This window comes from Streptomyces sp. NPDC059477 (genome assembly GCF_042749375.1).
Taxonomy (GTDB): domain Bacteria; phylum Actinomycetota; class Actinomycetes; order Streptomycetales; family Streptomycetaceae; genus Streptomyces.
Genome location: NZ_JBHYUG010000123.1, coordinates 1 through 13,391, shown reverse-complemented (window position 1 = coordinate 13,391; position 13,391 = coordinate 1). Strand labels below are relative to the sequence as shown.

Genomic DNA, 13,391 nt, shown 5'->3' with positions numbered 1-13,391 from the left:
CCGCGGGCGCGCGGCTCGGCGGGCGGCCGGCGCCCGACAGCCCCCGCGACACCCCCGGCTCTGGTGTCCCCCCCCCCCCCCACCCGCCCCCCCCCCCCCCCGATCCGATGGGAAACACCTGGGAACACACGAGGACTCACACACGGGAACTCACACATGAGAACCCACCGCTGGGAACCTGCCCCGGAGAACCGCCGAAGAGTATTACCGGCGTTCCCTGTCCCGCACTCCGCCCCCAAAGAAATCCCCTGAGTTCCCTGAATCCTCGGAATTGTCAGAGTTCTCGGCCCGACCTCAGGCGGATCTACCGGTCGGCACGGCGGTGGTGTCGACGGTGAACAGCAGATACAGGTCGGACCCCTGCCAGCCGCCGTCGACCAGCGCTCCGACCACGAGCGGGGCCACGATCGAGCCGATGCGCCCCACGCCGATCACCAGGCCGATCGCGGTCGCCCGGATGGAGGGCGGGTACTGGACCGGCACGATGGCGTAGAGGCCGGCGACCGCGCCGGTCAGGGTGAAGCCCAGGAAGGCCGCGGCGATGAACGCGGGGACCAGGTTTCCGACGGAGACGGCGAACAGCGCGAGCATGACCGCGGACGCCACCACGGAGGCCATGGTGAGCGGCACCGTCTTGACCCGGACGGCGACGAGGCTGAGGACGACACAGCCGACGATGCCGCCGAGGCTGATGAGCACCGCGCCGCCTCCGGTGACGTTCTTCGCCTATCCCGGGGCCGCGAGCGACCTGGTGCCGGCGGGGAGGAGTGTGCACACACTGGCGGCGGACGAGCGCCTGAACTCGGAACCCGTGGTGACGAGCGCGGGGCACCCCACCCGTCACAGGGCCATCGGCCCCGGCGATTCGGCCACCGCACGCCCGGGGGCCATCCCGGGTCCGGTACGGGTCGATGGCGGCTACAGCCTCCGAAATTCGCTTCTTCACGCGGTCCCCGGCGCGACTGAAAGATGTGTGTTCGAGACAGTCCGCCGTCTCGTTGTCCCGGATACCGCAGCACCAGCGGCCGAGACCGCTCCGCCCATCGCCCGGCCAGTGGCCACCGGGCCGATGACCGTCCCACGCGCCCGGCGCACAGACAAAGCGCACAGACAAAGCACACAGACAAAAGCACACAGGCAGAGGCATACGGACAAGGGGAACGCAGATGACATCAACAACCCGCACCGCGGCTCCGCCCATCGAGACCGTGTCCGGCGTGACAAGCCGGGGAGCCCGGCGCCCGCAGCCGGCGACGGGGAGGCGCGGATGACCGAGGCGGCGAACGGGGCCGCCCACACCGGAGGGGGACGCGTCCCGACGGCCCGTACGGCGCCCGGGCTGGAGCTTCCCCCGGCGCGGGTGCAGGCCGGGCCCGACGACGGTGACGACATCGCCGGCGGGCTGGAGACGGCGTACTGGGCGGTCCACGACGGGGCGTCGGCGAAGGCGAGTGTGCGGGAGATCCTCGCCCGGCTGCCGCAGATCGTGCGGCAGGTCGGGGCGCTGGCGTGGCGGGCGGACCGGCGGGGCACCGTCGCGGTCGCCGTGCTCCAGCTGGCGTCCGCCGCGATGAACGCCTTCGGTCTGGTGGCCTCGGTCGCTGTCCTCCATACGCTGTTCGCGTCCGGGCCGACTCCGGACAAGATCCGCTCCGCGCTGCCCGAGCTGGCCCTGGTCGTGGTGCTGCTGTCGCTGCGGGCCGCTCTGGAGGCCGCGGTCTCCACCGCCGAGGCCCGCCTCACGCCGAAGATCCGCACCGCCCTGGAGGTGGACTTCTACCGGCTGGTCGCGCACGTACGGCTCGAAGCGGTCGACGACGCGAACTGGCACGACGACATCCACCGGGCCTCGGACCGGGGACTGTACTTCGCCCGGCAGGTCGTCGGCCAGATCGTCGCTCTGGCCGCCGCCCTCCTCGACCTCGTCGCCACCGCGGCCGTCCTCGCCGTGCTCCACCCGCTTCTGATCCTCATGCTGCCGCTGTCCGTGCTGCCGGTCGGCGCCGCCGCCGTCCGCGCGGCGAAGGAGCGCTTCCACTCGTACATGCGGTGGAACGCCCTCCAACGCCGAGTCAGGACGTTCAGCTGGATCCTCCTCGACCAGGACTGCGCCGCCGAGATCCGCTCCAACACCGCCCAGGGGGCGCTGCTCGCCGAGAACCGGCGGCTCACCGAGAGGATCGCCGCGGAGGACACCCGGCTCGGTGTCCGCGCGGCCCGGATCCACCTCGCCGGGCGAGCGGCGGGCGGCATGGGCACCGGCACCACCTACGCTGCGCTGTGCGCGATGCTGATCGGCGGCTGGATTCCCCTCGCCGTCGGCGCCGGGGCCGTACTGGCGATCCAGTCCAGCCATCGCTCCCTGACCTCGTTCGTCACCACGGCACACATGGTCTACGAACACGCCCTGTGGGTCGGGGATCTGCTGGCGGTGCAGGCCCGCTGCCGCGGTCTGCTGCCCCGCTCGGGCGGCGCCGCGGCCCCCGAGGTGGTGAAGGAGATCCGACTCGACGACGTCTCCTTCACCTACCCGGACAAGTCCGCCCCCGCACTCGACGGCATCAGTCTCAGGGTCAGGGCCGGGGAGACCGTGGCGTTCGTGGGCATCAACGGCAGCGGCAAGTCCACCTGCTCCAAGCTGATCGCGGGCCTGTACGACCCGACGGCCGGTACCGTGTCCTGGAACGGCGCCGACGCGCGGACCCTCGACCCGGTCTCGCTCCAGCAGCGTGTGGCCATGGTGCTCCAGGACCCGGTGCACTATCCCTTCACCGCGCTGGCGAACATCACCGTTTCCCGGGGGTCGTTGACCGAGTCCGTCCCCGAGGAGGCCCATGCGGCAGCCGTGGCCTCCGGTGCCGACACCGTCATCGCGGGCCTCCCCGCAACCTGGCGGGCCCTGCTGTCCAAGCGGTTCGCGGGCGGCCAGGAACTCTCCGCCGGGCAATGGGCCAAAGTGGCGGTCGCCCGTGGCCTCTACAAACAGGCGCCGGTCCTCCTGCTGGACGAGCCGACCGCGAGCATGGACCCGAAGGCCGAGCACGCCGTCTACCAGGCCGTACTGCGCGGCGCCCGCCGACCCGGCCAGATCACCGTCCTCATCTCCCACCGCCTCGCCTCCGTCGTCGAGTGCGACCGCATCTACGTCTTCGACGGCGGGAAGATCACCGAGTCCGGCTCACACCAGGAACTCATCGGCAAGCAGGGTGAGTACGCGGAGATGTTCGCCCTTCAGGCGGCCGGATACCACGAGGCGCCGACCAGGACGCCCGAGGAGGCGTAGCCCAAAGTCGCCGACGCCCGCCGAAGGCCGGCGACACCGCGAAAGGACCGGCCAGTAGCCGCTGCACTCGGCGACGCGAACACACCACACAGCCCAGTCCGAGCCGGTCGTGCCGTCGAAGCCGCAGCAGAACCCCTCGCCTTCATCCGTCGCCGTCGCCTTCCGCTGCATCGGCCTCCACAGGATGGGTGTCGCCCTGTCGCAGTGCCGGCAGATAAGTGACGAGCAGTTCGAGCGGTACGTCACCCAGCACATCGACGACATGCGGGAGTTGACGCGGAAGGAAGGCGGTGTCGTTCGCGTTCAGCACCTCGTCGGTGTCTCCCGCGCGTACTCGGCAACTCCCGGCGATGACGAAGATCAGCTGATCGCAGTGTTCGTGATAGTGGGGGTCTGCACGTCCGCCGGGTTCGAGCGTGCCGTGCACCAGGACGAGATCGCCCACACCGTCGTCCGGACCGAAGATTCGCCGGTTGGTCGTTCGGAGGTGGTAGGGCGGGGAATACGATTCGATGGCTGCGAACCGGCGGACCACTGCGGTCATTCTTCTGCTCCTGTCCAGGTTTTGGTGTCATGTTCACCCAGGCGGGGGGCCGGTCGTGGTTCCGCCACGGGGGTCGATGAGAAGTCCACTGGAAACCGGACTGTCAGGTACGCCCCTTCGGAGGGGTGGATCCTGCGCTTCAGGAATCCACGCTCGGCGAGGTACGGGGTATCGAGTCGGTCCAGGTCGAGCACTTCTTGTACGGGGATCTCGTGCCGCTCACATGCCTCCTTCCACTCCGCGACCGTGCGGGAGGAAACGCAGTGCGCCAGAAGCCGCTGGAGTTCGCCGGCGTGATTGTGCCGTGCGCCGTTCGTCGCGAACCGCTCGTCCTGGATCAGTTCCGCTCGTTCCACCAGGGCGAAGAAGTCCCGCCAGTTGCGGTCGGAGTACGGCATGATGCAGATCCAACCGTCCTTCGCCCGGTGCGGTCGACGCTCCGGGACCAGTGTGCGGCTCCAGCCCAAGGGGGATTCCGGGGGGACGAAGGTGTGCCCTGCCAGATGTTCGACGAGGTTGAACGACAGCATCGTGTCCACCATCGGAACATCGACCCACTGGCCCTCGCCCGTCTTCTCCCTGTGCAGCATCGCAGCCAGCAGAGAGTAGACCATGGTGAGCCCGCACACCTTGTCGGCGACCACATAGGGCGCGAACCGTGGTTCTCCGTCGGCGCGCCGGTAGATGTCGCAGAGCCCTGAGGCCGCCTGGACGGTGTCGTCATAGGCAGGTGCGTCTCGCAGGGCGGAGTTCGAGCCGAACGCCTGTGCCGTGCACAGGACGATCGAAGGGTTGAGCTTGCTCACCTGTTCATAGGTCAAGCCCAGCCGTTCCCTTGATGCCGGACGCAGGTTTGTCACCACCGCGTCGCACTCACGCAGAAGTTCACCCAATCGCTCTCGGCCTTCGGGGAGTTTGGGATCGATGGTGACGCTCGACTTGTTGCGGTGCAGAGTGAGCGCCAGGGCGCTCATGCCATCGTGGCGGGACGGGCCGAGGTTGCGCCCGACGTCGCCTTCCGCTGTTTCGAGCTTGATTACATCAGCCCCAAGATCTCCGAGGATCGATGTGGCGTAGGGGCCCATGATCACCGAGGTGATGTCGAGAATACGGAGCCCCACCAACGGCCCGGCCATGACACACCCTCTCGCTATAAGCATTCACCTTCACGCTATAAGCGTACGCGCTGATGAGTTGGCTGACCAGCCCCACCCGCGCTCGACACACACTCACCGCGGCCTGACTGGCCGTTCCAGCCGGCGCCCGGGACTGCCAAGACTGCCGGGTCGGACCGGCGGCACCACTGGCAAGCTCCGGGGTTCATGGCTTGATGTTGGCCGCAAGCGCGGCGCTGGCGTCGCCCAGGCGCTGGGTCAGGTGGCGGGCGGCTCGGACGGTCAAACCGGCCAGCTCCGCGTCGGGTACCTCGTCCAGCCGTTGGCGAGGAGCGATGACAGCAACGCTGCTGGTGACCTCGGTGAGACGCACCGGGGCAGCCACCCCGGCAGCCGCGAGGTTGACCTCGTCGTAGCTGAAGGCGTAGCCATCGTGGCGGATCCTGGCCAGACGGGCTTCCAGATCCTCGGCGCTGGTGGCGGTTGTCTTCGTCAGTGCCGTCAGACCGTCGGCGTACAGGGCGCGGCGCTCGTCCTCCGGGCGGAAGGCGAGAATCGCCAAGGCGCTGGCGCCCGCGTGGGCGGGCATCCAGGAGAAGAGGTCCGGGACGAAGCGTACGGCGTGGTGGGACTCGGCGGCGGCCACGAACATCCGTTGCTTGCGGTAGGGGTCGTAGACGGTGAGCAGCGCGGTCTCACCGGTGGCGTCGCGCAGCTCTTCGAGGATTTCGGTGGCGGCACGGAATGGCTGCTTGCGCTGGGCCAGTGCGGCAAGTCGGTGGAACTCCCAGCCCAGTTCCCACTGACCGGGGGCTGCGAGGGCAACGAGGCTCGTCTCGAAGGCGGCTTCCAGGGTGCGCTGGAGGGAACTGGGCGGAGTGTCGAGGCGTCGGGCGAGTTCGCGCATGCCGACGGAGGGCTCGTCCATCTCGGCCAGGGCCGCGAGCACTCTCGTCAGGGCTCGCATGGGATTGCGTTCGCGTTTTGCTGTCGCGTGCTGCTCGCTCACGTGGTCCAGCCCCTCTGCTCTCGACGCCAGGACCCTCTGGCGGCGTCTTCCCCCAGCCGCGCCCTGCTCGTGGCCAGGGTATTAGCCGGGCCGGTTGGCGTGCGCGCGGGAGAGGATGCCGCGGGCGCGCCGCAGTACGGGTTCGTCCACCATCTGCCCGCGAAAGGCGAAGGCACCGCCTCCGTCGCCTTCGCGTTCCGCCGCTTCCAGCACGGCGCTCGCCCATTCCCGCTGGCCGGCTTCGGGACGGAAGGCCGTACGCACGAGTGGCACCTGGTGCGGGTGGATACAGACCTTGCCCGCGAATCCGCAGGCTGCCGCGTCGGCGGCTTCCTCGGTCAGACCGGCGGCATCGGCGATGTCGAATACCACTGAGTCGAGCGCGGGTTTGCCGGCCGCCGCGGCGGCCAGCAGCACGCTGGAACGCGCGTGCATGGCCACATCACGGTAGCGGCCGTCCACCTGCCTGCTGGAGGTTCCGCCGATCCCCACGATGAGGTCCTCGGCGCCCCACATCAATCCCGCACAGGTCGCGTGCTGCGCGATCGCGGCAGCGTTCAGGATGCCGGCCGGTGTCTCGCACAGGGCGATCACCTGCCGGGCGCGCAGGTGGTCGAGCTGGTGGGGATGCTCGGCCTTGGCCAGCATCACCAGCCGCAAGGACAGGTCGGCGAGGAGTTCGAGATCTCTGTCGTGTTCGGCCGTGCCGACGGGGTTGATGCGCAGCACCGTGGTGTCCGGATCGAGGCTGCCGCCGGCCTCCCGGAGGCAGTTGCGGGCATACGCGCGCCGGGAGGCGGATACGCCGTCTTCGAGGTCGAGGATGACGAGGTCGGCGACGACCGCCGCCTTCGCGTAGCGGTCAGGTCGATCGGCCGGACAGAACAGCCATGCCGGGCCCCGGGCGAACATGTCGGCGCTCATCCCTGCTCCTGGGGACGCTGCCGCACCAAGGTCACGCGGGCCGCTTCCGCCACCACGTCTCCGTGCTGATTGCGGCCGGTGTGCGCGAAGCGCACCACACCCTCGCCCGGCCGAGACCGGGAGAGGCGTTTGTCGAGAACTCGGGTCTCGGCGTAGAGCGTGTCGCCGTGAAAGACCGGCTTGGGAAATGCGACCTGTTCGAGGCCCAGATTGGCGCTGATGGTGCCCTCGGTCAGCTGCGCGACCGACAGCCCGACGAGCGTGGCAAGGGTGAACATGCTGTTGACCAGCCGCTGCCCGAAGGGCTGTCCCTCGCTCCAGGCCGCGTCCAGATGGAGCGACTGGGTGTTCATGGTCATGGTCGTGAACAGAACGTTGTCCGCCTCGGTGAGGGTCCGACCGGGACGGTGGGAGTACACACAGTCCAGGTCGAACTCCTCGAACCACAATCCCCGCTGCTCGACCCTCCGTGCCGCCGGTTGCGTCGACCGCATCCGTCCCACCCTTCCACCATTGAACGCTATTAGCGTTCAATCATACCCTTGTAAAAAGGTCTGGTGCTACGGTTGGCCCTGGCCGACCTACCACCGCTATCGGTTCCCTCACAGGCGGAGAGCACATGTCCATCAGCTTCAAAGGTGTCAGTACGGAGGAACTGGGCGCCGCTGCCACGAGCTGCGGCACCCTCGGCCCGTACGGGGTCGCGCGGCAGAGCGCCAGTATCCCTTCCGGGGACGGTGATCCGCTCGACGCCGATGTGTTCCATCCGGCCGACGGCAGGCAGGGACCGGCGCTGCTGATGCGCACCGCCTACGGCCGGGGCGGGTTCAGCGACCAGGGCATCTACTTCGCCTCGCACGGCTACCACTGTGTTCTTCAGGACACCCGCGGCACCTCCTCCTACTTCCACGAGAGGTCCGACGGGCACGCCGCTGCGGCATGGATCGCACAGCAGCCCTGGTACGACGGCAACCTCGGACTCTTCGGAACCAGCTACATGGGTTTCACCGCCTATGCCACGGCTGCCACCCGACCCGCGGGGCTGCGTGCGCTCGCGGTGAGCGCCTACAGCACCGACCGGACCTCCGCCTGGTATCCGGGCGGCTCCTTCGGACTCGACCTGGCGCTCTCGTGGGCGGCGTCCCAGGCCGCACCCGAGGCCGACCGCCCCGGAGAGGGCCCCGGAGTCAACGACTCGGCGTTCTTCGCCCTGCCGCTGTCAGCCGCCGACCGGCTCTACTGCGCTCAGGAACTCCCCTTCTACCAGGAGCGCTTGCGCTTCAGCGGAGACAGTCCGCACTGGGCACCTCTCGACTTCAGCCACCTGTTGTCCGAGGACTGGCTCCCTCCCACCCTGCTGATCGACGGATGGAACGACTACCACCGCCCCTACCTGTGGGCGGACTTTCTCCGGTTGCACGCGCGTCGCCGGTGCGACCGGATCGTGACCGGGCCGTGGAGCCACGACATCGACCCGATCCGAAGCAACCTCGAAACCCTCTCGTGGTTCGAGCGCCACCTGCGTCACACCACCGATCACGTCGGCACCGCGACGGCACCCGTGTCCGTCCACATCAACCCCGACGTCGGCTGGCGAGAACTGCCCACCTGGCCCGCTCCCGGCTCCAGGGCCCAACGCTGGTACCTCGCGCCCGGCGGCACACTGGAGCAAGCCCGGCCGACGGACTCACCCGAGGGACACGCCGACCGGTACAGGTACGATCCCGCGGACCCGACACCGGCCGTTGCCCTGGCCAGCTTCGCCCCCGTCGACGCTCTGACCCAGACCGACAACCGCGAACTGGAGGCACGTGAGGACGTCCTGACCTACACCGGCGATGCGTTCGAGACGCCGGTGACCCTCCTCGGTCCCGTGACCGCCGAGCTGTGGGTCACCTCGTCCACACCCCACACGGACTTCTATGCCCGCATCACCGACGTGCACCCCGACGGCCGCTCCCTGGCCATCGCTCAGACCCTGCAACGCCTCAGCACGGAGAAACTGACCGACCCGAGCGCGCCGCTGCACCTCACCTTGGACCTGGGACCCGTCGCCCACCGTCTGGCACCGGCCCATCGGCTGCGCCTGCAGATCGCCAGCGGAGCCCACCCGTTCTACGCCCGCAACCTCGGCACCGGCGAGGACCTGCCCCACGCAACCACCATGACCGCAGCCGACCAGACCATCCACTACGGGGACGCGACCCACCCCTCCGGCATCACCGTGCGCATCGACGACGGAACAGACTCTCAGAGCCCTGGGTAGCCTCGGCCAGTCCCGAAGCTACCGGGTCCCTTCCGCCAGAACACCGGACGCGACCGCGCACCCTGATCGGGCTGCGCCGGTTCGGGCTCCTCGGCTACTGTTCCGCGCCGACCGTCCGTCGATGTGCGCTGGAGAAGGAGATGGCGAGTTCGGCTTGTTCGTCGCCGATGTTGCGGGCGCTGTGCCACACACCGCTGGGGATGGAGACGACGTCGCCCTCCTCCATCACCTGCGACTGGTCGTCCCAGTACTGGATGACGCGGCCTTTGAGCACGGTGAGGATCTCGTCGCAGTTCGGGTGGAAGTGACGCCCGTTCGCCTGACCGGGGTCGAGTACGCACTTGCCGACGGTCATCGTCGTCGAGTTGCCGATGGCCGCCGAGACATACCATTCGAGCCGCCCCCACGGCTGGGGCTCGATGACATGCTCGGCGGTGGTACGCAGGTGCCGGTGGAAGTCGTGCTCGCTCACGCCTTGTCCTTCAGGTCGGTCAGTGCGACTTCTTGGTTGTCGGAGAGAAGGGCCGCCTGGTGTACGGCGGCGACCTGACGAGCGAACTCAAGGTGCGCCAGTCGCGGTGGCCGCTTCTTCAGGACGCAGTCGAGGAAATGACGCAGCCCGCCGTGAAGTCCCTGGGTGAACTCGGGTCGGTTCTCCAGGGTGTTGAACGAGTCCTGGGGCTCCCACACGATCGCCCCGGAGTCCAGTCCTTCGGCCACGAAGCTGGTGGTGCCCGCGTAGTCGAACGGCATTCCCCGCTGGAAGGTGACGCGGCGGGTGTTGTCGATCTCGGCGGTGGCCTGGTCCCCGAAGACGGTGTACCGCTCGAAGGGCTGGCCGAACGGGGCGCCGTGGGAGAGGTGGATGTTGCTCAGTACGCCGCTCTCGTGGCGGATGAGCAGGGCTCCCGCGTTGTCCTTGGCGCGGTGCACGGTGAGGCTCGCCGCCGGGCCGGCGAGGCTCAGCAGCAGGGAGACGGGGTGGCAGCCGTTGGCCAGCCACATGGAGTTCTCCGCGGCCTCACCACCGAGGGGGATGCTCAGCGGGTACTGCGCGAGGATGGTGCGGACCTCACCGAGGGCGGCGGACGCGAGCAGTTCTCGGACCTTGACCGCGGCCGGCATGAACACCTTCTTGTAGCCGACCGTGCACAGCAGCTCGCCGCGGGCCTCGATCATCCGGTCGACCTCGGCGACCGTGGGGGCGGCGGGCTTCTCCATCCACACATGCAGGCCGGCGGCGAACGCCTCGATCGCCAGACCCGGGTGCAGTTGCGGAGATACGCAGATCAGGACCGCGTCGAGGTCTTCGTTGGCGTACATCTGCGCCGCGGTCGGATAGCTGTGCCGGACGCCGTACTGCGCGGCCGTGCGGTGCGCGAGCGTCTCGTCGACGTCCGCGATGGCGACGAGTTCGACCGGGAGGAATGTCAGGGCGGGCAGGAGGTTGCGGTAGGCGTGGCCGCCGACGCCGACCATGCCGATACGGACGCGGCGGTCGGAGAGTCGCTGATAACTCATTACCGGATTCCCTTGATACGGGCGCGCAGGAAGGTGAGATCCCGCTCGGTGACCTGGGACATGTCCCATTGCTCGAACGGCACGTCCGGACGGAAGGCTCCCGGCGCCCCGTAGTCGTAGCCGACGCGCCACTGTCCGTGCGACGGGTTGAGGCAGATGACCGGCGAGACCCCGTCGTCGACGGCGGCCTGGAGGATCTCGACGACCGGCCAGCTCGCCGAGTCGAGACCGACGCTCCACCGGAGCCGGGAGGGATCATCGGCCGCGGCGAGTCCGCCCTTGGTGTGGACATAGCCGATCAGGGGACGCAGTGTGCGATACCCCTCGATCGTGGGGAAGACCCCCATCTCCCAGGCGTTCTGAATGTCCCAGGTGACGCTGAACGGGTCCGGTGGTTGCACCCAGTCCACGAAGTCGACGAAGTCGCGGGGGTCGGCGAGGAAGCAGTCGTGGACCTCGTTCTCCAGCGTCGGGATGAAGCCCGCGTCGACGATGCGCCGGGCGGCCTGCCGGTAGACGTCGGCGACCCAGGGGTGTTCATTGCGGAGGCGGGACATGGTGCGGCCGGCACCGGCGCCGGTGAGCTTCCCCGCGATCAGCCGGACGAAGCGGGGCCGCAGTACGGCGGCGGCCTCCAGCACCCGGTCGAGTGTGGCCAGATGCTCGGTGCGGAACGCTTCCTCCCCACGCTCCACATGGTCGTCGAAGACCCTGGTGGAGAGGCAGTAGGCGCGCAGTCCGGCACGCTGGAGGGCCGAGGCGGCCCGGCCGGCGGTGTCGGTGTCCAGGTCGGCGACCGACTTGCCGTAGATCGCGCCCCAGATGTCCATCCATCGCAGTCCCCAGCGGGCGAACCGGTCGACTGCGGCGTCGAAGTCCCATGCGCCCATGACGTTCAGGGCGGTGAGGTCGGCTGCCTGGTCCGGGTCGGACATGGATCTCCTCCAGTCGCGCGGGATTGAGGGTGATGCTGGTCGATCGGTACGGAGAACGCCTGGGCCTGCGTCCGGGGCGGAGCGGTGGGGTGCACCGCTCCGCCCCGTGACCGAGCCCGGGAGATCCTGGCCGCTAGCGGGACTTCACGTCGAGAATGGTGAAGCCGTAGGCCGGGAGGGTGACGGTGTACTTGTTGCCCTTGATGGCAGGCGCCTTACCCCCGTTGTACAGGTCCTTCGGCGTCTGGGTGGTGTCGATGCCGGTGCCCTTGAGGTCCACGGTCACCTTCTTCGGGGCGTCGTCGAAGTTGTAGACCAGCAGGGCGGTCTGCTTGCCGTTCTCGCTGGTGCGCCGCATGGCGTACGCCTGCGGGTCGTCCCCGACGGGGACCCGGGTGCGGTCGGCGGCCGGGAGCAGTGCCTTGTTGGCGTTGACGGTCCGCAGGACCTTCTCCCAGTTCGACTTCAGCTTCGGCGACCAGCGGATGTACTGGTCGTACATGCCCGCGCCGTAGAGAATCCCGGACCCGGCGAGCAGCGCCGCCTCCTGGACGCGCATGACGTCGTCCTGCGGGTACGTGGGGTAGATGTGCGGGTCGAGGTTCGCGACCGGGTCGTCGCCCCAGATGCTCCACGTGTACGTCGTGGCCCCGGCCTCGCGCGCGATGTCCGTGTTGTGCAGGGCGGCTTCCAGGCCATCGGGGTCGATGGTGCCGTCGACGATCCGGGAGTAGTCGTTGACGGTGTCGGAGTCCTGGTAGTTGAACCAGGAGGTGAGGCCGAAGTCGATGTTGGCCTGGGCCGTGGCGGCGTTGGCCCGCTCATGGGTGAGCCACTTGTCGTTGGTGGTGTAGGTGGTGGGGATGTCGACCGCGTACGGCTTCCAGCGCGGGTCCGTCGTCCCCACGTCCCACATGAACCCGTCGATCCCGGTGTCCAGCCAGAACTTCTCGATCCGGGCGATCTCGGCGGTGTTGCCCGCCAGGTCGTAGTCGAAGCCGGGGCCGAACCACAGCTTCCAGTAGTAGGCCTTGGCCGTCTCGCTGTACTCCCAGGTGCTCGCCCAGGGCGGGCCCATCCGCAGATCGGGCAGCGGCTCGGTCGGGTCGGTCGTCCAGCGGAAGGAGCTGACCTCGCGCGAGGTCCGGTCGCCCGCCGCGTACTGCTCCTCAGCCTTCTGGAAGTACTCGGAGCGCTCGTCCAGATAGATGTTGACGAAGTAGGTGACGACCTTCATGCCCTTGCGGTGGGCCGCGTCGACCAGCTTCTCCCAGTCCTTCATCGTGCCGTTCTGCGGCGGCACCGAGTAGAAGTCCAGCGGGGAACAGCCGTCACAGGTGTTCTTGTCGCCGTTGTACGGGCTGAAGAACCCGAGCACCCGGACCCCGCTGCGCTTGAGGTCGTCCAGGTCCTTCTCGATGTCCTTGAACTTGTAGTCGAAGTACGTGTTGTAGAACCACATGAACCCGTTGAGGTTCTGGAAGTCGGTGCTCTGCCGGGTCTCCCGCGCCTGTGTGGCGCCGGCCGGCAGCGCCGACGGAAGTACCAGGGCAAGACCTAGCATTCCGGACAGCGCGAGGGTGCGTCTGGAGCGTGCCATACGAATCTCCTGGAGGGAGGTGGGATGGATTCAACCGGGCTCAGCCGGGTTCGAGCGGGCTCAGCCGGATGCAGCGCGGCTCAGCCGGATAGACCAGGTGCGGGCCGGGTTCAGCCCGTCATGCCGGAGGAGGTGTAGCCCTCGATGAAGCGGCGCTGGAGCAGGATGAAGGCGATGAGGACGGGGATGACCAT

The 13,391-nt window shown here is 68.5% G+C and carries 12 protein-coding genes; 2 read left to right on the top strand and 10 right to left on the bottom strand.

The features are described from left to right. Window positions 1–294 precede the first annotated feature (294 nt). Window positions 295–699, bottom strand: coding sequence for a hypothetical protein (locus ACFXAZ_RS36030; RefSeq protein WP_384600129.1), 405 nt, complete (start codon window positions 697–699; stop codon window positions 295–297). A gap of 568 nt (window positions 700–1,267) precedes the next feature. On the opposite strand from ACFXAZ_RS36030, the gene ACFXAZ_RS36025 reads away from it, so the two are divergent. Continuing rightward, window positions 1,268–3,283, top strand: a complete 2,016-nt coding sequence (locus ACFXAZ_RS36025; RefSeq protein WP_384600126.1) for an ATP-binding cassette domain-containing protein — start codon at window positions 1,268–1,270, stop codon at window positions 3,281–3,283. Window positions 3,284–3,425: 142 nt separating this feature from the next. Here the strand turns inward: ACFXAZ_RS36025 and ACFXAZ_RS36020 are convergent, their stop codons facing one another. The 5 genes from ACFXAZ_RS36020 to ACFXAZ_RS36000 form a co-directional block, all read right to left on the bottom strand. Further along, window positions 3,426–3,827, bottom strand: coding sequence for a cupin domain-containing protein (locus ACFXAZ_RS36020; protein ID WP_384600123.1), 402 nt, complete (start codon window positions 3,825–3,827; stop codon window positions 3,426–3,428). After that, on the bottom strand, window positions 3,824–4,963 hold the full coding sequence (locus tag ACFXAZ_RS36015) for a CaiB/BaiF CoA transferase family protein (RefSeq protein WP_384600120.1): 1,140 nt from the start codon (window positions 4,961–4,963) through the stop codon (window positions 3,824–3,826). The genes ACFXAZ_RS36020 and ACFXAZ_RS36015 overlap by 4 nt, the downstream gene beginning before the upstream one ends. A gap of 184 nt (window positions 4,964–5,147) precedes the next feature. Continuing rightward, window positions 5,148–5,909 carry an IclR family transcriptional regulator gene (locus ACFXAZ_RS36010; RefSeq protein ID WP_384600117.1) on the bottom strand — a complete coding sequence of 254 codons (762 nt, stop codon included), beginning with the start codon at window positions 5,907–5,909 and terminating at the stop codon, window positions 5,148–5,150. A 123-nt stretch (window positions 5,910–6,032) separates the two neighbouring features. Beyond that, window positions 6,033–6,875, bottom strand: coding sequence for an HpcH/HpaI aldolase/citrate lyase family protein (locus tag ACFXAZ_RS36005; RefSeq protein WP_384600115.1), 843 nt, complete (start codon window positions 6,873–6,875; stop codon window positions 6,033–6,035). After that, window positions 6,872–7,369: a MaoC family dehydratase gene (locus ACFXAZ_RS36000; protein WP_384600112.1), complete on the bottom strand. Its 498-nt coding sequence runs from the start codon at window positions 7,367–7,369 to the stop codon at window positions 6,872–6,874. Before ACFXAZ_RS36000 ends, ACFXAZ_RS36005 begins: the two co-directional genes overlap by 4 nt. A gap of 125 nt (window positions 7,370–7,494) precedes the next feature. Here ACFXAZ_RS36000 and ACFXAZ_RS35995 point away from each other — a divergent pair, with 125 nt between their 5' ends. Continuing rightward, a complete protein-coding gene (locus ACFXAZ_RS35995) occupies window positions 7,495–9,141 on the top strand; it encodes a CocE/NonD family hydrolase (RefSeq protein ID WP_384600109.1) in 1,647 nt (548 codons plus the stop codon). Between the two features lie 94 nt (window positions 9,142–9,235). Here the strand turns inward: ACFXAZ_RS35995 and ACFXAZ_RS35990 are convergent, their stop codons facing one another. From ACFXAZ_RS35990 to ACFXAZ_RS35975, 4 genes are all read right to left on the bottom strand, one after another. After that, window positions 9,236–9,613 (bottom strand): cupin domain-containing protein, encoded by a 378-nt coding sequence (locus ACFXAZ_RS35990; protein ID WP_384600106.1) that lies wholly within the window; start codon window positions 9,611–9,613, stop codon window positions 9,236–9,238. Continuing rightward, complete coding sequence (locus ACFXAZ_RS35985) at window positions 9,610–10,662, bottom strand: Gfo/Idh/MocA family oxidoreductase (protein WP_384600103.1); 1,053 nt, start codon at window positions 10,660–10,662, stop codon at window positions 9,610–9,612. Before ACFXAZ_RS35985 ends, ACFXAZ_RS35990 begins: the two co-directional genes overlap by 4 nt. After that, window positions 10,662–11,597 carry a sugar phosphate isomerase/epimerase family protein gene (locus tag ACFXAZ_RS35980; protein ID WP_384600099.1) on the bottom strand — a complete coding sequence of 312 codons (936 nt, stop codon included), beginning with the start codon at window positions 11,595–11,597 and terminating at the stop codon, window positions 10,662–10,664. The genes ACFXAZ_RS35985 and ACFXAZ_RS35980 overlap by 1 nt, the downstream gene beginning before the upstream one ends. A gap of 133 nt (window positions 11,598–11,730) precedes the next feature. Further along, complete coding sequence (locus ACFXAZ_RS35975) at window positions 11,731–13,197, bottom strand: alpha-amylase family glycosyl hydrolase (RefSeq protein WP_384600096.1); 1,467 nt, start codon at window positions 13,195–13,197, stop codon at window positions 11,731–11,733. Window positions 13,198–13,391 lie beyond the last annotated feature (194 nt).

Excerpts from the sequence above, each read along its gene's own strand:
- ACFXAZ_RS35975 (WP_384600096.1), bottom strand. The coding sequence starts at position 13,197 with ATGGCACGCTCCAGACGCACCCTCGCGCTGTCCGGAATGCTAGGTCTT.
- ACFXAZ_RS36000 (WP_384600112.1), bottom strand. The coding sequence starts at position 7,369 with ATGCGGTCGACGCAACCGGCGGCACGGAGGGTCGAGCAGCGGGGATTG.
- ACFXAZ_RS35985 (WP_384600103.1), bottom strand. The coding sequence starts at position 10,662 with ATGAGTTATCAGCGACTCTCCGACCGCCGCGTCCGTATCGGCATGGTC.
- ACFXAZ_RS35980 (WP_384600099.1), bottom strand. The coding sequence starts at position 11,597 with ATGTCCGACCCGGACCAGGCAGCCGACCTCACCGCCCTGAACGTCATG.
- ACFXAZ_RS36020 (WP_384600123.1), bottom strand. The coding sequence starts at position 3,827 with ATGACCGCAGTGGTCCGCCGGTTCGCAGCCATCGAATCGTATTCCCCG.
- ACFXAZ_RS36005 (WP_384600115.1), bottom strand. The coding sequence starts at position 6,875 with ATGAGCGCCGACATGTTCGCCCGGGGCCCGGCATGGCTGTTCTGTCCG.
- ACFXAZ_RS35995 (WP_384600109.1), top strand. The coding sequence starts at position 7,495 with ATGTCCATCAGCTTCAAAGGTGTCAGTACGGAGGAACTGGGCGCCGCT.
- ACFXAZ_RS36010 (WP_384600117.1), bottom strand. The coding sequence starts at position 5,909 with ATGCGAGCCCTGACGAGAGTGCTCGCGGCCCTGGCCGAGATGGACGAG.
- ACFXAZ_RS36015 (WP_384600120.1), bottom strand. The coding sequence starts at position 4,963 with ATGGCCGGGCCGTTGGTGGGGCTCCGTATTCTCGACATCACCTCGGTG.
- ACFXAZ_RS36025 (WP_384600126.1), top strand. The coding sequence starts at position 1,268 with ATGACCGAGGCGGCGAACGGGGCCGCCCACACCGGAGGGGGACGCGTC.